Source organism: Stenotrophomonas sp. STEN054, assembly GCF_056854535.1.
The window spans coordinates 1-20,935 of record NZ_JBXFWG010000052.1 but is presented as its reverse complement, the minus strand read 5'-3'; the positions used below and the strand labels follow the sequence as shown (position 1 = coordinate 20,935).

19 protein-coding genes and 2 rRNA genes are annotated in these 20,935 nt (G+C 67.2%); 5 read left to right on the top strand and 16 right to left on the bottom strand.

Annotated elements, in window-relative coordinates; genetic code table 11:
• Position 1: 1 nt before the first annotated feature.
• Together AC1VXD_RS16955 and AC1VXD_RS16950 are read right to left on the bottom strand one after the other, a co-directional pair.
• Positions 2-571 (bottom strand): hypothetical protein, encoded by a 570-nt coding sequence (locus tag AC1VXD_RS16955; RefSeq protein ID WP_482993019.1) that lies wholly within the window; start codon positions 569-571, stop codon positions 2-4.
• Positions 572-630: 59 nt separating this feature from the next.
• Complete coding sequence (locus AC1VXD_RS16950; protein WP_482993018.1) at positions 631-1,347, bottom strand: SURF1 family protein; 717 nt, start codon at positions 1,345-1,347, stop codon at positions 631-633.
• Between the two features lie 57 nt (positions 1,348-1,404).
• Between AC1VXD_RS16950 and AC1VXD_RS16945 the strand changes: the two genes are divergently transcribed.
• On the top strand, positions 1,405-1,623 hold the full coding sequence (locus AC1VXD_RS16945; protein WP_049468560.1) for a twin transmembrane helix small protein: 219 nt from the start codon (positions 1,405-1,407) through the stop codon (positions 1,621-1,623).
• Positions 1,624-1,644: 21 nt separating this feature from the next.
• Here the strand turns inward: AC1VXD_RS16945 and AC1VXD_RS16940 are convergent, their stop codons facing one another.
• The 6 genes from AC1VXD_RS16940 to AC1VXD_RS16915 are packed head-to-tail and all read right to left on the bottom strand — an operon-like array spanning position 1,645 to position 6,468.
• Positions 1,645-2,520: a cytochrome c oxidase subunit 3 gene (locus AC1VXD_RS16940; RefSeq protein ID WP_313053294.1), complete on the bottom strand. Its 876-nt coding sequence runs from the start codon at positions 2,518-2,520 to the stop codon at positions 1,645-1,647.
• Between the two features lie 13 nt (positions 2,521-2,533).
• Positions 2,534-3,124 carry a cytochrome c oxidase assembly protein gene (locus AC1VXD_RS16935; protein WP_116864958.1) on the bottom strand — a complete coding sequence of 197 codons (591 nt, stop codon included), beginning with the start codon at positions 3,122-3,124 and terminating at the stop codon, positions 2,534-2,536.
• Entirely contained in the window at positions 3,121-3,348 is a 228-nt protein-coding gene (locus AC1VXD_RS16930) for a hypothetical protein (protein WP_482993017.1), read from the bottom strand. The genes AC1VXD_RS16935 and AC1VXD_RS16930 overlap by 4 nt, the downstream gene beginning before the upstream one ends.
• An 8-nt stretch (positions 3,349-3,356) precedes the next feature.
• A complete protein-coding gene (gene ctaD, locus AC1VXD_RS16925) occupies positions 3,357-4,964 on the bottom strand; it encodes a cytochrome c oxidase subunit I (protein ID WP_108767495.1) in 1,608 nt (535 codons plus the stop codon).
• A gap of 59 nt (positions 4,965-5,023) precedes the next feature.
• Positions 5,024-5,980 carry a cytochrome c oxidase subunit II gene (coxB, locus tag AC1VXD_RS16920; protein WP_482993016.1) on the bottom strand — a complete coding sequence of 319 codons (957 nt, stop codon included), beginning with the start codon at positions 5,978-5,980 and terminating at the stop codon, positions 5,024-5,026.
• A gap of 11 nt (positions 5,981-5,991) precedes the next feature.
• Positions 5,992-6,468 carry a DUF2244 domain-containing protein gene (locus tag AC1VXD_RS16915; RefSeq protein WP_482993015.1) on the bottom strand — a complete coding sequence of 159 codons (477 nt, stop codon included), beginning with the start codon at positions 6,466-6,468 and terminating at the stop codon, positions 5,992-5,994.
• Between the two features lie 274 nt (positions 6,469-6,742).
• On the opposite strand from AC1VXD_RS16915, the gene putA reads away from it, so the two are divergent.
• Positions 6,743-9,976 carry a bifunctional proline dehydrogenase/L-glutamate gamma-semialdehyde dehydrogenase PutA gene (putA, locus tag AC1VXD_RS16910; protein WP_482993014.1) on the top strand — a complete coding sequence of 1,078 codons (3,234 nt, stop codon included), beginning with the start codon at positions 6,743-6,745 and terminating at the stop codon, positions 9,974-9,976.
• Between the two features lie 120 nt (positions 9,977-10,096).
• On the opposite strand, the gene AC1VXD_RS16905 is transcribed toward putA, so the two are convergent.
• The 3 genes from AC1VXD_RS16905 to AC1VXD_RS16895 all read right to left on the bottom strand — a co-directional run bounded on the left by AC1VXD_RS16905 (position 10,097) and on the right by AC1VXD_RS16895 (position 13,434).
• Complete coding sequence (locus AC1VXD_RS16905; protein WP_482993013.1) at positions 10,097-11,170, bottom strand: AAA family ATPase; 1,074 nt, start codon at positions 11,168-11,170, stop codon at positions 10,097-10,099.
• Complete coding sequence (pnuC, locus tag AC1VXD_RS16900) at positions 11,157-11,756, bottom strand: nicotinamide riboside transporter PnuC (protein WP_482993012.1); 600 nt, start codon at positions 11,754-11,756, stop codon at positions 11,157-11,159. Before pnuC ends, AC1VXD_RS16905 begins: the two co-directional genes overlap by 14 nt.
• A gap of 250 nt (positions 11,757-12,006) precedes the next feature.
• Positions 12,007-13,434 carry an outer membrane protein transport protein gene (locus tag AC1VXD_RS16895; RefSeq protein ID WP_482993011.1) on the bottom strand — a complete coding sequence of 476 codons (1,428 nt, stop codon included), beginning with the start codon at positions 13,432-13,434 and terminating at the stop codon, positions 12,007-12,009.
• Positions 13,435-13,663: 229 nt separating this feature from the next.
• Between AC1VXD_RS16895 and AC1VXD_RS16890 the strand changes: the two genes are divergently transcribed.
• The gene (locus tag AC1VXD_RS16890) at positions 13,664-14,356 is read left to right on the top strand and encodes a rhomboid family intramembrane serine protease (protein ID WP_482993010.1); all 693 of its coding nucleotides are present in this window, start codon (positions 13,664-13,666) and stop codon (positions 14,354-14,356) included.
• A gap of 118 nt (positions 14,357-14,474) precedes the next feature.
• Here AC1VXD_RS16890 and AC1VXD_RS16885 read toward each other — a convergent pair whose 3' ends face one another.
• The 3 genes from AC1VXD_RS16885 to AC1VXD_RS16875 all read right to left on the bottom strand — a co-directional run bounded on the left by AC1VXD_RS16885 (position 14,475) and on the right by AC1VXD_RS16875 (position 17,814).
• Positions 14,475-14,885, bottom strand: coding sequence for a hypothetical protein (locus AC1VXD_RS16885; protein WP_482993009.1), 411 nt, complete (start codon positions 14,883-14,885; stop codon positions 14,475-14,477).
• Between the two features lie 83 nt (positions 14,886-14,968).
• A complete protein-coding gene (locus tag AC1VXD_RS16880) occupies positions 14,969-16,402 on the bottom strand; it encodes a S41 family peptidase (protein ID WP_482993008.1) in 1,434 nt (477 codons plus the stop codon).
• 107 nt (positions 16,403-16,509) lie between these two features.
• Positions 16,510-17,814 carry a murein hydrolase activator EnvC family protein gene (locus AC1VXD_RS16875; RefSeq protein WP_482993007.1) on the bottom strand — a complete coding sequence of 435 codons (1,305 nt, stop codon included), beginning with the start codon at positions 17,812-17,814 and terminating at the stop codon, positions 16,510-16,512.
• A 95-nt stretch (positions 17,815-17,909) separates the two neighbouring features.
• On the opposite strand from AC1VXD_RS16875, the gene AC1VXD_RS16870 reads away from it, so the two are divergent.
• On the top strand, positions 17,910-18,572 hold the full coding sequence (locus AC1VXD_RS16870; protein ID WP_108767485.1) for a DUF4097 family beta strand repeat-containing protein: 663 nt from the start codon (positions 17,910-17,912) through the stop codon (positions 18,570-18,572).
• A gap of 84 nt (positions 18,573-18,656) precedes the next feature.
• Positions 18,657-20,369, top strand: a complete 1,713-nt coding sequence (locus AC1VXD_RS16865; RefSeq protein WP_482993006.1) for a M28 family metallopeptidase — start codon at positions 18,657-18,659, stop codon at positions 20,367-20,369.
• Positions 20,370-20,581: 212 nt separating this feature from the next.
• Here the strand turns inward: AC1VXD_RS16865 and rrf (AC1VXD_RS16860) are convergent.
• Both rrf (AC1VXD_RS16860) and rrf (AC1VXD_RS16855) read right to left on the bottom strand, forming a co-directional pair.
• Positions 20,582-20,696: ribosomal RNA gene (rrf, locus tag AC1VXD_RS16860) — 5S ribosomal RNA — on the bottom strand.
• Between the two features lie 132 nt (positions 20,697-20,828).
• Positions 20,829-20,935: ribosomal RNA gene (gene rrf / locus AC1VXD_RS16855) — 5S ribosomal RNA — on the bottom strand; the annotation flags it as partial.

Sequence of the window (20,935 nt, the reverse complement as noted above, 5' to 3'; positions counted from 1 at the left end):
CTCACTTCAGTTTCAGCAACGTGGCCATGTCCTTGCGCAGGCCACCCAGGTCGGAGCCGGGGGCATGGCGCATGATCACGAAGCCGTTCGGATCGATCACGTAGACCGGCAGTCCCGCCGGATCATCGACGCCCGGCAGGGCCGCGCGCAGGGCTGGCGACGGGGCCAGCGGCCGCAGCGCGGGCAGCGAGGCGATCGACGCCGGTGGCGTACCCAGCCACAGGATCTCGACATTATCGGCGTTATGGCCGAACAGCTGCCACACCTTGCCCAGCCCCTGCGACAAAGTGACGCACTGCGCGTCGCAGGCGCCGGCCGGGGCCACCAGCAACCGCCAGGTCCGCGCTTCGGGGTTCCACGGGTAGGCCTGGCCGTTGGCCAGGGTGGGCGCCTGCTGGCGCAGATCCACCGGCGGCTGCAGCAGCTGCCCGGCATTGCGGTGCCCGGTGGGCTGCCACCCGCTGAAGCGCAGCACGGCGGCCACCGCCATCGCCCCGAAGAACACGGCGAACAGCAGCACCAGGGTCCGGCGGCCGGAACCGCGTGCCTGCGGGGAGGTAGCAGTGTTCATACGGGGCATTTTCTCATGGTTGGGAAAGGGATGCCGGTGGTGCTGGCCGCTGGGCGGAACTACCGGGCAACGGGGCGCCTCCGGCGGCGTTCCAGCACCAGCGCGACCACCAGCACGGTCAGCGCCAGGCCGAACCACTGCACCGCATAGCCCAGGTGGCGCTGCGGCGGCAGCGTGTTCGGCAGCAGATCCAGATCACGCGCATCGCCGAACGGCAGCGCGGGGTCCAGGCGCAGCACCCGCTCGGGCAGCGCGGCCAGCCCCAGCGCGCGGGCCAGGCCCTCGGCAGGCAGGCGGCTGGCCAGCCAGCGTCCGGGCTCGCCGGTGCTCGAGAACGCCGGCCCCAGCGCCAGGCCGGGCGCTGGCGGCGGTGCCAGCAACCCGCGCACCGCCACCGGCGATGGCGGCGCGGGTACATCCGGCAAGGTGCGATCCGGCGGCAGCGCGCGCCAGCCCAGGTCGACCAGCAGCACGCTGCCGCCGTCACTGCGGAACGGTCGATAGATCTTCACCCCGGCACGGCCCTGCCGGGTCTGGTTGTCCAGCAGCACCACCCCGGGCAGGAAGCGGCCATGGTCGGCCACGCCGTGCAACGCCCCTGGTGCCGCCAAGGCCTGCGCCAGCGGCAGCGACTGCGCCACCGCCGGCCCCTGCGCATCGAGCAGCGCCTGTTTGGCGTGCATGCGCTGCAGCTGCCAGAACCCCAACGCAGTGAACGCGGCCATCGCCAGCACCGCCATCAGCCAGCCGATCACGCGCGTGTGCTGGCGCATCATGACAAGTCCGCGCAAACGCGGTCAGATAGGCGCATCCACCCTGCCCTCGAGCCGCGCATGAGTGATTCGCTGAAGACCCTGCTGGTAATCGCGTTTCTGATCGTCATCGTCTGGAATCTGGGCGCCGGCCTGTATTACCTGCTGGTCGACCGCGGCCAGACCAAGCGCACGGTCAACGCGCTGACCAGGCGTATCGGCGTGTCAGTCGCACTGATCGTACTGGTGATCGTGTGCATCTACATGGGTTGGATCAAACCGCACGGCATCGGTGGCTGAGGCCACCGGCGCCGGCGCCGGTCAAAGCACGTAGACGAACATGAAGAGCATCAGCCACACCACGTCGACGAAGTGCCAGTACCACGCAGCGGCTTCGAACGCGAAGTGGTTGTCGCGGGTGAAGTGTCCCTTGGCCGAACGCAGCCACATCACGATCAGCATGATCGTGCCCAGCAGCACGTGCGCGCCGTGGAAGCCGGTCAGCATGAAGAACGTCGAACCGTAGATGCCCGAACCCAGGGTCAGGTTCAGTTCCTTGTAGGCGTGGATGTACTCCTCCGCCTGCAGCGTCAGGAAGCCGAGGCCGAGCAGCACGGTGGCGCCCAGCCAGACCAGCAGCTGGCGGCGGTTGCCGGCCTTCAGCGCGTGGTGGGCGATGGTCAGGGTCACGCCGGAGGTCAGCAGGATCAGCGTGTTGATCAGCGGCAGGCCCCAGGCCGGAATGGTCTGGAACGCACCACCGATGGCCGCCGGTCCGTTGGTCGGCCAGCCCGCCGAGTAGCCCTGCCACAGCAGTTCGTTGGTCATCACCCCGCGGCCTTCGCCGCTGAGCCAGGACAGGCCCAGGTTGCGGGTGTAGAACAGCGCGCCGAAGAAGGCACCGAAGAACATCACTTCGGAGAAGATGAACCAGACCATGCCCATCCGGAACGAGCCGTCGACCTGGCGGTTGTAGTTGCCGGCCTGCGATTCGCGCACCACGTCGCTGAACCACCAGAACAGGGTCAGCACCAGCATCGCGATGCCGATGTAGAAGGTCCAGCGCCCCCAGCTGGCATCGTTGAGCCAGCTGGCCACGCCAACCATGGTCACCATCATCGCGATGGACCCCACGAACGGCCATTTGCTCTGGGCCGGGACGAAGTACACGTTGGCGTCGGTCGGTGTCTGGGCCATGTCGGTATCCGGGTCAGGGAGCGGCGTGCGCGCCTTCCGAGGTGCCGGCAGGTGCCAGCCGGTCGGACAGCGCGTCGTTGCGGTAGAAGGTGTAGGACAAGGTGATCGTCTTGATTTCCGGCGGCAGGTCCGGATCGACGATGAAGCGCACCGGCATGTCGCGCTTCTCGCCGGCCTGCAGCGTCTGCGCGGTGAAACAGAAGCATTCGGTCTTGCTGAAGAAGCCCGACGCGCGCGCCGGCGCCACCGAAGGCACGGCACTGCCGACCACGGCATTGGCGCTGTCGTTACGGGCGAAGTACAGCGCTTCGTTGAGCTCGCCGGGCACCACGTCCATGGTCAGCTGCTCGGGATGGAACGACCACGGCAACCGCGAATTGACCCCGCCATCGAACTCCACGCGCACGGTGCGCTTGCCGGTGGCGGCGCCGGTGCTGGCCTCGCTGCCGGGACCGCGCTCCAGGCGCACGCCGAACACCTTCTCGCAGGCGATGCGGTACAGCGGCACCAGCGAGAACGTCAGCAGGAAGACCGCCACCGCCACGCCGATCAGGCGCGGCAGCCCGGCACTTCGTGACGGAGCGGTGGCCGGCGTCTCGCTCATCGGCCGATCACCCCGCTGAGGATGAAACCGACGTAGACCAGCACGGCGACGGTGCCGACCCAGATCGCGGTCCGCTTGGCGCGCTGGCGCTGCTGCTGGTAGAGCCGACCGTTGGTCGGCTGCTCTTCGTCAGTCGACCAACGGTCGACTCTACCGCTCGGCTGCTTCTCGCCAGCCGAGCATGGCTCGGCTCTACACGGGGCAAGCGGGCTCTCGTTATGCATGCCCCACCTCAATGCGTGATGTCGTCATGCGCCAGGTCCCCCGGGCGGATGGTCGGCGGCGTGGTGAAGGTATGCGCCGGTGCCGGCGACGGCAGCGTCCACTCCAGGCCGCGCGCGCCTTCCCAGGAACGGGCCTCGGCCTTCTCGCCATTGCGCAGCGAGGACAGCAGGATCGCGGCCATCATGAAGGGCGTGGCGAACATGCCGAACGCACCGATCGAGCTGATCAGGTTCCAGTCGGCAAAGGCCACGCTGTAATCGGGGATGCGCCGCGGCATGCCAGCCAGGCCGAGGAAGTGCTGCGGGAAGAACAGCAGGTTGACGAACACGATCGACCACCAGAAGTGCACCTTGGCCCACTTCTCGCTGTACATGCGCCCGGTCCACTTCGGCCACCAGTAGTACACCGCGGCGATCAGCGCGAATACCGCGCCGGTCACCAGCACGTAGTGGAAGTGGGCGACCACGAAGTAGGTGTCGTGGTACTGGAAGTCAGCCGCGACGATGGCCAGCATCAGGCCGGAGAAGCCACCGATGGTGAACAGGATGACGAAGGCCACCGACCACAGCATCGGTGCTTCGAAGGTGAGCGAGCCGCGCCACATGGTGCTGACCCAGTTGAACACTTTCACGCCGGTCGGGATCGAGATCAGCATCGTGGCGAACATGAAGTAGATCTCGCCACCCAGCGGCATGCCCACGGTGAACATGTGGTGGGCCCAGACGATGAACGACAGGAAGGCGATCGCGGCGGTGGCGTACACCATCGCCTGGTAACCGAACAGCGGCTTGCGGCTGAAGGTCGGGATGATCTCGCTGACCACGCCGAAGGCGGGCAGGATCATGATGTAGACCTCGGGGTGCCCGAAGAACCAGAAGATGTGCTGGAACATCACCGGATCACCACCACCGGCGGCGTTGAAGAAGCTGGTGCCGAAGAACTTGTCGGTCAGCAGCATGGTCACCGCACCGGCCAGCACCGGCATCACCGCGATCAGAAGGAAGGCGGTGATCAGCCAGGCCCAGCAGAAGATCGGCATCTTCAGCAAGTCGATGCCCGGCGCACGCATGTTGAGCACGGTGGCGATGATGTTGATCGCGCCCATGATCGAACTGATGCCGGCGACATGGATCGCGAACACGGTGAAGGCGACGTTGTAGCCGCCCTGCAGCGACAGCGGCGGGTACAGCGTCCAGCCACCGGCCGGTGCACCGCCCGGCAGCAGGAAGGTCAGCAGCAGCAGGCTGAAGGCCACCGGCAGCAGCCAGAACGACCAGTTGTTCATTCGCGGCAGCGCCATGTCCGGCGCGCCGATCTGCAGCGGGATCATCCAGTTGGCCAGGCCGACGAAGGCCGGCATCACGCCACCGAAGATCATTACCAGCGCATGCACGGTGGTGAGCTGGTTGAACACCTCCGGGCGGATGAACTGGATGCCGGGCTGGGCAAGCTCAAGCCGGATCAGCACGCTCATGAAGGCGCCGATGACGAACATGATGAAGCTGAAACCCAGGTACAGGGTGCCGATGTCCTTGTGGTTGGTCGAGAAGAACCAACGCTCGAAGAAGCTCTGGTGGTGGTGGTGATCGTCGTGCCCAACTGCCGAGTGCGCCATCGCAAAACACCTCTCAGAATCGGTTGTCGCCACGGCCGCGAACGGCCGCGGGCTTTACATCACGCGCCGCTGGCTGCGGTAGCAGGGGTACCGGCTTCAGCCGCCGCGGGTGCGGCCGGCGCCGCCGGTGCCTCGCCCGCAGGCGCTGCCGGTTCGGCCGGTGCCGCAGGCGTGGCAGGCGCAGCCGGCGGCGGCTTGCGCTGCGCCAGCCACTGCTTGAAGTCTTCCTTGGACACGGCCTCGACCACGATCGGCATGAAGCCATGGTCCTTGCCGCACAGTTCGGCGCACTGGCCGCGGTACACGCCGGGCTGCTCGATGCTGGTCCAGGCCTCATTGATGAAGCCGGGGATGGCGTCCTGCTTCCAGCCCAGCGCCGGCACCCACCAGGCGTGGATCACGTCATCAGAGGTGATGACGAAGCGCACCTTGGTATCGACCGGCAGCACCAGGCGGTTGTCCACGTCCAGCAGGTAGTGCGGGTGGCTTTCGCGGGTCGGCACCTTGCCACTCTGCCGCATGCGGTCGGACTCGCGGTCCAGGCGGCTGGTGAAGGTGACGTTCTCGCCAAGGTATTCGTACTTCCACATCCACTGGTAGCCGGTGACCTTCACGGTCATTTCGGCATCGCGGGTGTCGTACATCTTGATCAGGTTGGCCGTGGCCGGCCACGCCATCACGATCAGGATGATCACCGGGATCACCGTCCAGATCACCTCCGCCTTGGTGTTGTGGCTGAAGGTGGCGGCGACGGCGCCCTTGGATTTGCGGAACTTGAAGATGGCGTAGGCCATCGCCCCGAACACGATGACGCCGATCACCGTACAGATGATCAACGACAGGTTGTTCGACTCCCAGGCCAGGCGCGAGGTCTGGGTGACCCCCTTGCCCATGTTCAGCTGCCACGGCTTGGGATCGGCCGCCTGCGCCCATGCCCATGCCGGAACCAGTCCCCCGGCCACCAGGCTGGCGACCGCTGCAACGCACTTCCTGCCCCACCTGCTGCTTTGCTTCATTGCCTAGACCCTTAGCGTCGTCGGTTGCCGCCATCGCTGGCGGCGAGCAAGCCTTCAAGCATTTCAGCGAGCGTCTGGCGTTCGGCCGGCGCGAGGAAACTCCCCACCTCCACCTGCCGACCGCTGGATGCCAGCCGGACCCTCTCGTCGTCGGTGAGCAGGCGCACCCAATGGGGGTGGGCCCGGAACACCGGCGATCCACCGGGTACGGGGATGACCTCCACGCACGCCGGCACGACCCGGATCTCCTCCTGCCGTTCACCACTGCGCCACAAGGCACGCAGGGCGGCTGCCAGCAGCAGGCTGTACAGCAGCGCGAACAGCGGGGCGAATGCGTTGCCAGCCACCCACCCGAGGGCGGAGACCAGCCACATCGCTCCCGACAACACGGCAAACAACAGGACGAACTGCCGGGCATCGAGCGCCCGTGGGGGACGCAGCCGCAGCTGCGTACCTGACCCATCCGGAGCTGGAAGCACCTCGATCATGTCGCAACCGCGTTCCTGCCGCGGGAAACGTCTCGATGGTAGCCCCGCCCTCTCACCGGTAGCAAGGGTCCATTCACACTTTTTCCCATGTTGCAATACAGCATGACCCCGGCGGCACGAATGACGAATTCAGCACAAAACCGGACGAGCTCGCTGAACACGCTGAATCCACCACTGCTAGGGGCTATCAGCCCTCCACAAAGGTGTCTTATGGGCACTTCCGCAGGACGTAAAAATGATTAAAATCGCCAAGTTTTCCACTGGCCGGATCGGCATGAACGCACCCTCCTCTTCCCCCGCCGTCCACGACGCCCCGCGTCCGGGCGCGCTGCTGTCGCCGGAACTGCCGGCGTCCCCCAACCCGTTCCGACAGGCCATCACCGACGCCTGGTTGAAGGACGAGGCCAGCCACGTGCGCGAGCTGCTGGCCCAGGCCCGCCTGCCCGCCGAGGAGCAGGCCAAGGTGCAGGCGCTGGCCGCCGATCTGGTCGGCCGGGTGCGCGTGCGTGCCAAGGACCAGGGTGCGATCGAAGCCTTCATGCGCCAGTACGACCTGGGCAGCGAGGAAGGCGTGCTGCTGATGTGCGTGGCCGAGGCGCTGCTGCGCATTCCGGACCAGGACACCGCCGACAAGCTGATCCGCGACAAGCTGGCCGATGCCGACTGGGAAAAGCACCTGGGCGGCAGCGACTCGGTGCTGGTCAATGCCTCCACCTGGGGCCTGATGCTGACCGGCAAGCTGGTGCAGATGAACGACGCCACCCGCGCCGATGCACCCAGCGCCTTCAAGCGCCTGGTCGGCCGCGTCGGTGAGCCGGTGGTGCGCCTGGCCGTGCGCCAGGCCATGAAGATCATGGGCCACCAGTTCGTCATGGGCCGCACCATCAGCGAAGCGCTGTCGCGTTCGCACAAGGGCGACAACGCCAGCTACCGCTACTCGTTCGACATGCTGGGCGAAGGCGCGCTGACCATGAAGGACGCGCTGCGCTACCTCGAGGACTACCGCCGTGCCATCCACGCCATCGGCGGCGACCACAAGGCCCGCGGCGGCCGCCCGGACGGCGATGTCAACAACGCTCCGGGCATCTCCATCAAGCTGTCGGCGCTGTACCCGCGCTACGAGCACGCCAAGCGCGAGCGCGTGCTGACCGACCTCGTGCCGGGCGTGCTGGAACTGGCGCAGCTGGCCAAGAGCTACGGCATCGGCTGCACCGTCGACGCCGAAGAATCCGATCGCCTGGAACTGTCGCTGGACATCATCGAGCAGGTGTTCGGCGATGCCTCGCTGGCCGGCTGGGATGGCTTCGGCGTGGTCGTGCAGGCCTACCAGAAGCGCACCCCGTACACGATCGACCACCTGGCCGACATGGCGCGCCGCGCCGGTCGCCGCCTGCAGGTGCGCCTGGTCAAGGGCGCCTACTGGGATGCCGAGATCAAGCGCGCCCAGATCGAAGGCTATCCGGGCTACCCGGTGTTCACCCGCAAGCAGAACACCGACGTGTCCTACCTGGCCTGCGCCAAGCGTCTGTTCACCCATGCCGACGCGATCTACCCGATGTTCGCCACGCACAACGCGCACACCATCGCCGCGGTGCGCAGCATCGCCAACGGTGGCGTGTACGAGCACCAGAAGCTGCACGGCATGGGCGACGACCTGTACGCCGAAGTGGTGCCGGCCGACCGCCTGGCCCTGCCCTGCCGCGTGTATGCGCCGGTCGGTTCGCATGAAGACCTGCTGCCGTACCTGGTGCGTCGCCTGCTGGAAAACGGCGCCAACTCCAGCTTCGTCAACCGCATTACCGACGAACGCGTGCCGATCGCCGACCTGATCCGCGATCCGGTCGAGATGGTCGCCTCGTTCGCCTCGATCCCCCACCCGAAGATCCCGCTGCCGGTTGACCTGCTGCGCAGCCAGAACCACGACAGGAAGAACTCCATGGGCGCCAACCTCGCCAACGACAACGAACTGCGCGCCCTGGCCGAGCAGATCAACGCGGCTGTGCCCGCGTCTGGCAAGAGCGCGTGGCAGGCCGCTCCGCTGGTGCCGGGTGCGAACCCGGCCGGCGCCGCGCTGCCGGTGACCAACCCGGCCGACACCCGCGAGGTCGTCGGCCAGTGGCTGGCCGCCGATGCCGCCACCGTGCAGAAGGCGCTGGCGAATGCTGTCGCCGCGCAGCCGGCCTGGAACCGCACCCCTGCCGCCAGCCGCGCCGCCATCCTCGAGCACGCCGCCGACCAGCTGGAAGCGCGCATGCCGGAGTTCATGGCGCTGTGCGTGAAGGAAGCCGGCAAGAGCCTGCCCGACAGCATTGCCGAAGTGCGCGAAGCCGTGGACTTCCTCCGCTACTACGCCAAGCAGGCGCGCGAGCAGTTCAGCCACGCCGAGAAGCTGCCCAGCCCGACCGGTGAATCCAACGAGCTGCAGCTGCACGGCCGCGGCGTGTTCGTCTGCATCAGCCCCTGGAACTTCCCGCTGGCGATCTTCCTGGGCCAGGTGGCTGCCGCACTGGCCGCCGGCAACAGCGTCATCGCCAAGCCGGCCGAGCAGACCAACCTGATCGGCTTCTTCGCGGTGAAGCTGCTGCACGACGCCGGCGTGCCGGCCGAGGTGGTGCAGTTCCTGCCGGGCGACGGTGCCACCGTCGGTGCCGCGCTGACCGCCGACCCGCGCGTAGCCGGCGTAGCCTTCACCGGCTCCACCGACACCGCCCGTGCGATCAACCGCGCGATGGCCGCGCGTGATGCCGCCATCGGTGTGCTGATCGCCGAGACCGGTGGCCAGAACGCCTTCATCGCCGATTCCTCGGCGCTGCCGGAACAGCTGGTCAAGGACGCGATCGGTTCGGCCTTCACCTCCGCCGGCCAGCGCTGCTCGGCCGCGCGCGTGCTGTTCGTGCAGGACGACATCGCCGACAAGGTGATGACCATGCTGGCCGGCGCGATGAAGGAACTGAAGGTCGGCAACCCCGGCCTGCTGTCCACCGACGTCGGCCCGGTGATCGACGCCGACGCGCTGAAGATCCTGCAGGACCACGCCGAGCGCATGGACCGCGAAGCGCGCCTGATCGCTGCTGCCGAACTGTCCAGCGAAGCCGCCAACGGCACCTTCTTCGCACCGCGTGCGTATGAACTGAAGGACCTGGCCCAGCTGCAGAAGGAAGTGTTCGGTCCGGTGCTGCACGTCATCCGCTGGAAGGGCGACCAGCTCGACGCGGTGATCGACCAGATCAACGCCACCGGCTACGGCCTGACCCTGGGCGTGCATTCGCGCATCGACGAGACTGTCGATCGCATCAGCAACGGCGTCCATGTCGGCAACGTCTACGTCAACCGCAACCAGATCGGTGCGGTGGTCGGCGTGCAGCCGTTCGGCGGCCAGGGCCTGTCCGGCACCGGCCCGAAGGCCGGCGGCCCGCACTACCTGCTGCGCTTCGCCACCGAAAAGACGGTGACGGTGAACACCACCGCCGCCGGTGGCAACGCCTCGCTGCTGACCCTGGGCGACTGATCGCCTGCGTCATGCAGTGAACGAAAAACCCCGCGAAAGCGGGGTTTTTTTGTGTCTTCGCTCCCTGTAGAGCCGAGCCCGTGCTCGGCTGCACCGTGCAAGCCGAGCATGGGCTCGGCACTACAGAGGCAGGGCGACACTGAACCGGTTGTCCGCCCGCTCGGCCAGCGCGTCCTGCACCCGCGCGATGCGGGTTTCCAGATCACCTTCCAGCAGCACGAACGGCAGCCCCCGCGCCTGCAGCTCCTGCAGGTACCAGACATGCTGCTGCGAACGGAAGGCCTCGCCCACCCGCGTGCCATCCTGGTCGAACGCGATGTCCGGCGCGCACAGGAACAGCAGGTCATACGGCCGCAATGCCGCCTGCAGCAGCGCGTCCGGTGCACTGCCGAACATCCAGCCGCTGTAGCCCAGGGTCACCAGGGGCGTGGTATCGCAGAACAGCCAGCGCTGCGCCGCCAACGCCGCCACATCCTCGCGGCGCGGCTGCTCCTCGGCGATGCGCAGCAGATCTTGCGCGTGCAGGTCACCGCCCTGCACCTCCCACAGCGTCCGCCCGTACTCCGCCACCCATACCGTGCCCAGGCGCTCGGCCAGCACGCGCGCCAGCGTGGTCTTGCCGGTGGATTCGCCACCGATGAAGGCCACGCGCTGCACGTAGTCCGCGTACACCTGCGGCGACAGGCCGTGGCGAAGCGCATGCGGATCGGCGCGCAGCTGGGTGCCGCTGGGCTGGCCGACATCGCGGCTGCGTTCCAGCCGCTGGTGCTGCACGGGTGCGTTGAAGTGTGCGGTCAGCGCTGCGGCGAAACCATCGCCGTAGTCCTCACCGGTGAATACCGCCTGCACCGGCCCACCGAACAGGTGCAGGCACAGCCAAGCGGTGAAATCGCGCTGCACCTGCTCGCTGTCGCTGTCGCGTGGCAGCACGCGCGGGGGCAGGCCGTGCTGTTCGCAGAGCGCGGCCAGGCGGGCATCGTCCAGCACCGCCACCGTCGCCTGCGGAAAGCGCGCACGCAGCCAGCGTTCGCGGCGGGCGGCGCTGTAGCCGGCAAAGCCCGGCTGCGACCAGCCGATCACCAGCAGCTGCCGGCAGTGCGCGGCGGCGAAGTCGATCAGGTGTTCATGACCGCGGTGCAGCGGGCAGAACTTGCCCACCACCAGACCGCGCTCGACGCGCTCAGGCAGCGGCATCAGCGGTCTTTGCCTCGGCACGCATCAGCGTGCGCCAATGGCGCAGCGCCACCAGCGCGTTGATCCAGAAGCCGATGTAGAGAAACGAAGTCAGGTGCAGGCCGCGGCTGTAGTACAGCGGCACGGCGATGGTGTTGACCAGCAGCCACACCCACCACGATTCCAGCTTGCGCCGCATCATCAGGATCTGCGCGATCACGCTCAGCACCAGCACCGCCGAATCGATGTAGGGCGCGTAGGCATGGGTCAGGCGGGTCAGCATCCAGCCGTAGGCGAAGGTCGCCACCACCGCCAGTGGCAGCAGCCAGGCCCACGCCCGCGGGCGCACCGGGGTGATCGGCAGGGGCGCACCGTGGTCGCCGCGCAGCCACTGCCACCAGCCGAGCACGCTGATGGCGATGAAGAAGAACTGCAGGACCATGTCCGCAAACAGGTGCGAGCGCTCGAACACCGCCGCGAACAGCGCGCAGCCGACGATGCCCAGCCACCAGGTGTGCACGTTGTTGCGGCCGGCCAGCAGGATCGAGCCGGCGACGGCGACGTTGGCAGCCAGCTCCAGCTGGAAATTCGGATCGGTGAGGTTCATGGCGCCATTGTCGTTGATCCGCGCGGCGAACGTGGATGGCTCGTACGCCCCCGGGCCTCGCCGCGCGCGGATGCCACAACCGGCTCCATGTCCGCCCTGCGCGGATGGCACAACCTCCAGTAGATCCACGCCATGCGTGGACGACCGCCCCATCAGCAGATCCACGCCGTGCGTGGATGGCGTCTACCCACAAAAAGAAAGCCCCGCTTGCGCGGGGCCTCCCTCGTACTGCTTCAGGCCAGGGCCCGAATCAGAACTTGTACTGCATCGAAGCGGCCAGCACGTCGCCGGTCACCTTGTACTTGCCGGTCACGGTGTTGCCGGTGGCCGAGGTCGAGGTGATGTTCGGATCCTTGGTGAACAGGTGGGTGTAGCCCACGCTGTATTCGGTCTTCTCCGACGGAGCCCAGGTCAGGCCCAGCGACAGCCACTTGCGGGTGGTGTCCGGAACGCGGACGTCGCGGTGGGCGTCGGTGGTCGGGGTCTGGTCGTACGCCAGGCCGCCGCGCAGGGTCAGCTGGTCGTTCATGCGGTACTCGGTACCGATCGACGCGAAGGTGGTGTCGCGGTAGTTGAACGGCAGCAGGCTGTCCGGCTGGTTGGAGTCATAGTCGACGGTGACCTGGTCGAACTTGCTCCACGCGGTGCGCGAAACGTCGGCCATCACCTTCCACTGGTCGTTCACACGGTGGCTGAAGCTCACATTGGCGCTGGCCGGCAGGGTAATGGTGGCGCGGCCGTTGCTGTCGATGAAGGTGCCCGGGGCAGCCTGCGCCAGGAACGCGGCGGCAGCCGGGGTCATGGTGAAATCAGCCTTGCCGTCGGTGATCTTGTGCTCGACCTTCGAGCGGTAGCTGAAGGCGATGTTGGTGCCTTCCACCGGGCTGACGGTCATGCCCAGGGTGTAACCCACGGACACCTCGTCACCCTTGATGCGCAGGTAACCGTCGGCCGAACCCGGCGAGAAGCCGAGCTGGGCAGCCTGGGCAGCAGCCTGGCGGGCCGCAGCAGCGGCCTGGGCAGCGGTGCCGCCGGCAGCCAGCACCGCGGCCGACGCACGCTGCTGGGCGCTGGCGTTGATGGCGCTACCGCCGTCGATGGCGCTGGTCAGGTCCACGTCCAGGCGCTCGGCGAACACGCCGACACCGAACGACAGGTAGGGATTGACGTCGTAGGAGAACGCCGCGCCCAAGTCGACAGCCTGCAGCTCGGTCTTGACACCGTTGTAGCGGCCGACCCAGTCACGGTCGTATTCGGTCTTGAAGCCGAACGGCACGCTCAGCGAGACGCCGAAATGCATGTTGTCCTGCTCGCCGAACGGGACGTGGAAGTACGCTGCCGGGACCGGCGCAATCATGCCGGCGTCGCCGCCGTTGCCGCCGGAAATCGGGGCGCCGTTGGCATAGCGGCCTTCGCCGCGGAACTTGGCACCGAAGCTGATGGCGCTGACGTCACCCTGGAACTGGGTGCCATCGAGCAGGCGCATCGAAGCAGGGTTGGTGGCAACAACCGAGGCATCGCCTTCGGCTGCGGTGGAGCCGGCGAAGGCGCGGCCCAGGCCCTTGGCGCTGTTTTCCTTCAGCTGGAAGGCGGCGGCGTTGGCATCGGCGGCGGCCAGCGCACCGGCAACGCCGACGGCCAGCAGGGTCAGTCGGGCAATGGTGGAAGCGGTTTGCATCGTAGTTCTCTCTCCGGTAAGCGGTGATGGTGCTCTGCGTGCGCCTGCGCCCACCGGACCCGCAAAGGTCCGCCAGAACGCGCCGGATTCCCCTCCCGACATACGACGCCGTATGCGAGTATTACCCAGAGCGGTTAATGAAACAATAACAGCGACGGCCGTCTTTCCGCTGCGGAAACTGAACAGGCGCCTCGCCCGCGGAAAGCCCCGGCACGCTAGGCTAGCGTCCATGTTCGTGTCTCTCCCCTCCCGCAAGAAGGCCACGCTGCGCTGGGCCACACCTGTGCTGTTTGCGGCATTGTGGCTGGCGTTCCTGTGGTCGATTTCGCGTCCGGGCGACGCCCGCAACAGCCTCTGGCTGGACTGGGGCGCCCTGTCCACCGGCCTGACCCACCCCCAGGACTGGTGGGCGACGCTGCAGGACGGCAGCGTGCTGCGGTTGTTCACCGCCCTGTTCCTGCACGCGGACTGGTCGCACCTGCTGGGCAACCTGGTGTTCCTGCTGATCTTCGGCCTCCCCGCCGAAAGGGTGCTGGGCCCGTGGCGGTTGATGCTGCTGTTCCTGGTCGGCGGCGCGGTGGCCAACCTGGTGGCGATCTACACCATGGGCAGCCCGGACCAGATCATCATCGGCGCCAGCGGCGCGGTGTCGGCGATGATCGGCGCCTACCTGGCGCTGTTCCCGGCCGCGCGCCTGGGCGTGGTCATCCCGCTGGGCCTGTTCCTGGAATTCGTGCGTGCCCCGGCCTACCTGCTGATCGGCGTCTGGGCCGCACTGCAGGTGGTGTTCGCCCACATCGGCCCGAGCTTCGGCATGGTGGCCTGGTGGGCGCACATCGGCGGTTTCGTGTTCGGCCTGCTGTACGGCGTGTACGTGCGCGCGGCCATCGCCCGCAAGCTGCGCAAGCGCCACGGGTTCTGAGCACCGGGTAGTGCCGGCCGCTGGCCGGCTCTGCGTTCACTCGCTCGTTCGTAGAGTCGAGCTTGCTCGACTCCTTCATTGATATGGATCTACTCCGTCCGCGATGACGCCCAAAGCGTCACTCGCGACAGACCACCAAGGTGTTGTGGTGGGTATCGAACAGCAGCGTAGCGCCGCCATCCAGCACCACAAAATACTCGAAGAACGGCAATTCGCCGAGCAAGGGAATCAATTCACTTACCTGCAGGGTCCAGACCGGCCACGGCAGTGCGCGCTCATCTGACGCCACCAGGCAGATTTCATTGTTCGCTTCTGCCAGCAGATCAGCCAAGCAGGAAAGGCCTTCATCGCTGCCATCGTATTGGATGGTCTGATCAGCCGAGGCTTTGCCTGCCCACCAATAGAGTAGACACGGATCAATGCCATGGCGACTCGCCAAGGACTGCAGCAGGCCAATAGCCCGGTCACTCAGCAGCGGGTCACGACCAAGCAGTTGGCTGATCGTGGTCGCGAGGTTCGAATCATCCATGGGCCGATTCTATCGGGCGACACCTCGGCCGCGCCGCCTTCCGGATGAACAGGGCGTCCGCCGGACATGGCCCGGTGCTACCGTCAGGGCTTTACCGGGGCCGGCTCGGGCTTGGGCTCTGCCTTCGCCTCAGGCTTCGGCGCCGGCTTGGCGGCCGCGGCCTTCGCAGCCTTCTCCGCCTCGGCCTTGGCCGCTTCGGCCTTCAGCCGCGTGGCTACCGAACCAGGGTTCTTCAGTTCGGCCAAGGCATCGTTGATCGGGCCGTCGCCGGGCAGCACCGCACCGGCGCGGTAGCCCTCGGTCCCTTCGTCGTCACCGCGCAGGTGGCCCGGCAGGGTCGCCTCGCTGTAATCGCTCAGGCTGGCCGGCAGTGCATCTTCTTCCGGCGTCGGCGCCGGCTTCAGTTCCACGTCGGGCACGATGCCGGTGGCCTGGATCGACTTGCCACTGGGCGTGTAATAGCGCGCAGTGGTCAGCTTGACCGAATCACCGTTGTCCAGCGGCAGCACGGTCTGCACCGAGCCCTTGCCGAAGGTCCGGCTGCCGACCACGCGCGCACGCTTGTTGTCGCGCAGCGCACCGGCCAGCACTTCGGACGCACTGGCCGAACCAGCATCGGCCAGCACCACCACCGGAGCGCCCTTCAGCAGGTCGCCCGGCGTCGCATCGAAGCGTGCATCGCTGATGCTGATGCGGCCACGGGTGCTGACGATATTGCCCTTGTCGAGCAGGTCATCGGCCACCTGCACCGCGGCGGTCAGCAGGCCACCCGGGTTGCTGCGCAGATCCAGCACCAGGCCCTTGAGCTGGCCACCGGCCTGCTTCTGCAGCTGCTGCACGTGCTTCTGGAAATCAGAACCGGTATCGGCCTGGAACGTGCTCAGGCGGATGTAGCCGTAGCCCGGTTCGAGCATGCGGCTCTTCACGCTGGTCACGCGGATGGTCTGCCGGGTCAGGCTGACATCGAACGGCTTGGGCTTGCCGTCGCGCACGATGGTCAGCACCACCTTGCTGCCGGCCGGGCCACGCAGGGGTTCGCTGGCATCGATGGCGCTGATCGGCTTGCCGTCGATGGCGATGATCAGGTCACCGGCGAGGATGCCGGCCTTGGCCGCCGGCGTGTCGTCGATCGGCGAAATGACCTTCATGCTGGCGTTGTCCGGCTGCTGCTGCAGCTCCACGCCGATGCCCTCGTAGGCACCGTTGGCCTGCTCGTCGAAGGCCTCGGCATCTTCCTTGTTGAAGTAGGTGCTGTGCGGATCGAGGTCCAGCAGCAGGCCGCGCACGGCCGACTGCATGAGCTTGTTGTCATCGACCGGATCGACGTAGGCCGCGCGGACCGCGTTGTAGACCGAGACGAAACGACGGATGTCTTCCAGCGGCACCTTCGAGGTCACCGCCTCCTCGTTGCTCGCTGCCTGGCCGGAGGTATCGGTGGCGGCCGGCGCAGTCTGCTGCGCCCAGGACAGCGCTGGCATCAGGGCCAGCAAGAGGGTGGCGGTACGGGCTGCGCGCATGGATCACTCCTGTCGACGGTGGCATCGTGCCCAAGGCACATGCCCCGATTATGCGCGAAGCATGGCTAAATTCCCGTTGAATCCGGCCTGGTCGCAGCAGCGTCGATTCAGCGCCGCTGCAGCCAGCTGTCCGGGTTGACGGGTTGCCCGCCGCGGCGCAGCTCGAAGTACAGCGCGGTCACGCCCTGACCACCGGAATTGCCGACCTTGGCCACGGCATCGCCACGGCTCACGCGCGCGCCGGCATCCTTCAGCAGGGTGTCGTTGTGTGCGTACAGGCTCATGTAGCCGTTGCCGTGGTCGACGATCAGGATCATCCCGTAGCCGGTCATCCAGTCGGAGAACACCACGGTGCCATCGGCCACGGCGGTGACGGTGCTGCCCGCGGGCGCGCCGATCAGCACGCCGCTGCTGGTGCGCCCGTCGGGCAGCTTGGCGCCATAGCGGGCCAGCAGGTTGCCCGACAGCGGCCAGCCCAGCCCGCCCACCTTCGGCGCAGGCGCGGAGGCCACGGCCGGCGGGACCTTGGTCGGCGGCGGCGGGCGCCCTTCGGCCTTGGCCTGGCGTGCGGCCTTCTCGGCAGCGGCCTTCTCGGCGGCGGCCCTGCGCGCGGCGGCACGGCGTTCGGCCTCGGCGCGGGCGGCGGCCGCACGCAGGTTGGCCAGCAGCGTTTCCAGCGCCTTGGCATCCTGGCCGAGCGCCTGTTCCTTCTCGCGGCGGTCCTTGAAGCGTTCTTCCAGCGAGGCCACGGTCTGCGCGCGGTCGCGGCGATCGGCCGCCAGCGAGGCCGCCTGCTGCTTCTGGTCGCGCTGTGCGCCCTGCAGGGTCTGTCTGCGCTCGGCGATCTGCGCCTGCAGCGTCTCCAGTTCCTTCAGGTCGCCGGTGAGGGTGGCGATGCGCTGGGCGCGCTCGCGCTGCAGGTAGCGGTGGTACGCCAGGGCACGGTTGGCGTCGGCCACCGTGTCCTGCGACAGCAGCAGCTTCAGCGGGGCATGGTTGCCCAGCTGGTAGGCCGCGCGCAGCAGCCCGGCCAGTTCGCGGTTCTGCTTGGCCAGGTTGGCCTGCAGGGTGGCGCGGCGCTGTTCGGCTTCGGCCAGGGCCTGGTTCTGTTCGCGCAGCGCGGTTTCGGTCTGGGCCAGTGCCCGGCCGCTGCGGGCGACCTTTTCATCGGCATCGCGCAGCTGCCGTGAGGCCTGGCCGCGCTGGCCCTCGATCTGCCGGCGCTCCTGCGCCACGCCCTTCAATTCGGTGCGCAGCTTCTGCAGCTTGCGCTCGGCCTCGCGGGTGGAGGCGGTCTGCGCGCTGCCCGGCAGGGGAGCAGCCAGCGCCAATGCCAGCCCCAGCAACAGGCAACGCCCGGCGCGGGCAGCGGCGGTGTGATGTCGGCGTGAGGGGAAGACGTTGTTGCGCAAGGGCTTTCCAGTGACTTCAGGCAGTTGCAGGGGGTGCCGGGGAATGGTGACATCAACGCACGCGGCCTGCCAGCCGCACAACAACGAGGTCCCCCATGAAAACGCTCTCCATTCCGCTGCTGTTGGGCGCACTGCTGGTCGCCGGTCCACTCGGCGCGCAGGACAACATCAGCAAGGTCAACGGCAGCATCAGCGCCGACCCGGGCCAGCGCTACGGCAAGCTGGACACCGTAAACGGCGGCATCCGCGTGGGTGACGGCGTGGAAACCGGCAGCATCGACACCGTCAACGGCGGCGTCACCGTGGCCGACCGCGCCCGTACCGGCAGCATCGAGACGGTCAACGGCAGCGTGCGCCTGGGCCGTGAAGTCATCGCCCAGGGCGATGTCAGCACAGTCAACGGCAGCATCTTCAGCGACCACGGCAGCCAGATCGAAGGCGGCGTGGAAACGGTCAACGGTGGCATCGGCCTGGTCAGCAGCCGCGTGCGCAAGGACGTGGAAACGGTCAACGGTGACATCACCGTTGGCATCGGCTCGCAGGTCGGTGGCGGCCTGCGCGTGCGCAAGCCCAACTTCAGCGTTTCGCTCACCGCCAGCCGCAAGCCGCGCGTGATCATCGGCCCCAACGCCGTGGTCGAAGGCCCGCTGCTGTTCGAACGCGAGGTGGTGCTGTACGTGCACCGCACCGCACGCGTCGGGCCGGTCACCGGTGCCGAGCCGATCCCGTTCGACACCGATACCGCGCCGGCGGACTGAGTCCCCGGCGCTGCAGTACGGGGAATGCTCCCCTTTACCGGCCGCGCCCGGCGTGGCCATCCCTCGTGTATCCAGGAAACGACGATGCCCCGCAAACTCCTCCTGTGCCTGGCCGCCGCGGCCGCGCTCAGCGCCTGCAAAGGCGAAGACACTTCCACGCCGGCGCCTGCCGCCAGCCCCGATGCTGCGGCCACGCCGGCAGCGCACACCTTCTCGCCCGGCATCAACGCGGCCGACTTCAGCGAGATGGTCAAGACGCTGGCTTCGGACGAATTCGAAGGCCGCGCCCCGGGCAGCAAGGGCGAAGAGCTGACGGTCAACTACATCCGCGACCAGATGCAGCGCATCGGCCTGCAGCCGGGCAACGGTGACAGCTGGTTCCAGGACGTGCCGATGACCGAGACCACGGCCGACGAGTCGACCGTGCTGAAGATCACCCAGGGTGGCAAGACCACCGAGCTGAAGTTCGGCACCGATATGGTGGTGGGCACCCGTACCGGCGAGGCCGAAGTGAAGGTCGATGCCAGTGACCTGGTGTTCGTCGGCTATGGCGTGGATGCGCCGGAGCAGAAGTGGAACGACTACGCCGGCCAGGACTGGAAGGGCAAGACGGTCGTGATGTTCGTCAACGATCCGGGCTTCCATGTCGGCGACGAGCAGCTGTTCGACGGCAAGCGCATGACCTATTACGGGCGCTGGACCTACAAGTTCGAGGAAGCCGCCCGCAAGGGTGCCGCCGCCGCACTGATCGTGCACGACACCGCCGGTGCTTCCTACGGCTGGGATGTGGTGAAGAACTCGTGGGCCGGCCCGCAGTACGACCTGCCGGCCAAGGATGATCCGGAAGCGCGCATCCCGGTCCAGGGCTGGCTGAGTGCGGACGCCGCCAAGGCGCTGTTTGCCGGGGCCGGCCTGGACCTGGCGCAGGCCTACAAGGACGCCAGCAAGCGCGGCTTCAAGCCGGTGCCGCTGAAGGCCACCGCCGCGGTCGACCTGAAGAGCAGGATCGCGCAGAAGCAGTCGCGCAACGTGGTGGGCGTGCTGCCGGGCAACACGCGTGCCGACGAAGCCGTGCTGTACATGGCCCATTGGGACCACCTGGGCAAGCATGAGGGCGAGGAAGGCGACAACATCTACAACGGTGCTGTCGACAACGCGACCGGCGTGGCCGGCATCCTCGAAGTGGCAGAAGCCATGGCCCACCAGGATCCGAAGCCGGAGCGTTCGGTGGTGTTCCTGGCCGTGACCCTGGAAGAGTCCGGCCTGCTGGGTTCCAAGTACTACGTGGCCCACCCGACCTTCCCGCTGGACAAGATTGCCGGCGTGATCAACATCGACGCGATGTCGGTGGCCGGCCGTGCCAAGGACGTGACGGTGACCGGTTTCGGCAGTTCCGAGCTGGAGGACATCCTCAAGCCGCTGGCCGCCGCCCAGGACCGCACCCTGCACGGCGAGACCTCGGTGCAGAGCGGCTTCTACTTCCGTTCGGACCACTTCAACTTCGCCAAGGCCGGCGTGCCGGCGCTGTATGCCGACGGTGGCGAGGATCTGCGCGATGGTGGTGTCGACGCAGGCCGCAAGGCCGCGACCGATTACGGCAACAACCGCTACCACGGGCCGAAGGACGAGTTCGATGCGTCTACCTGGAAGCTGGATGGCACCGTGGAAGACCTGGAACTGATGTACGGCGTGGGCAAGGAACTGGCCGGCGGCGATCGCTGGCCGAACTGGTACGAAGGCAATCCCTTCAAAGCCGCCCGCGACGAGATGATGAAGAACAAGGCCCCGGCCCCGTAAAGTCGAGCCATGCTCGACTGAACAGTGTTGAGGTCCAGGCGGCGCCCCACGGGGCGCCGCTTTTTTTGTGGGCGGTGGCGCGGTCCATCCACGCATGGCGCGGATCTACAGCCTTGGATGGCACCGCGCAACGCACGGCAACGCACCCAGCGTGTTTATCTACGCGCAAAGAAAAACCCCGCTGCGTGAGCAGCGGGGTTTTGGGGTGTAAACCCTGGCGATGACCTACTCTCGCATGGCTTGGGCCACACTACCATCGGCGCAGCTGCGTTTCACTTCCGAGTTCGGGATGGGATCGGGTGGTTCCACAGCGCTAATTTCACCAGGGAGACGGTTGCAGCAGCGCTTGCAGCGCCAGCTCGCGATCTTGCCCTTGGGGCGGAAGGTACCGGGAAAAGCAGTGCCTTCACTTTATAAGGAAAAACCCCGCTGCGTGAGCAGCGGGGTTTTGGGTGTAAACCCTGGCGATGACCTACTCTCGCATGGCTTGAGCCACACTACCATCGGCGCAGCTGCGTTTCACTTCCGAGTTCGGGATGGGATCGGGTGGTTCCACAGCGCTAATT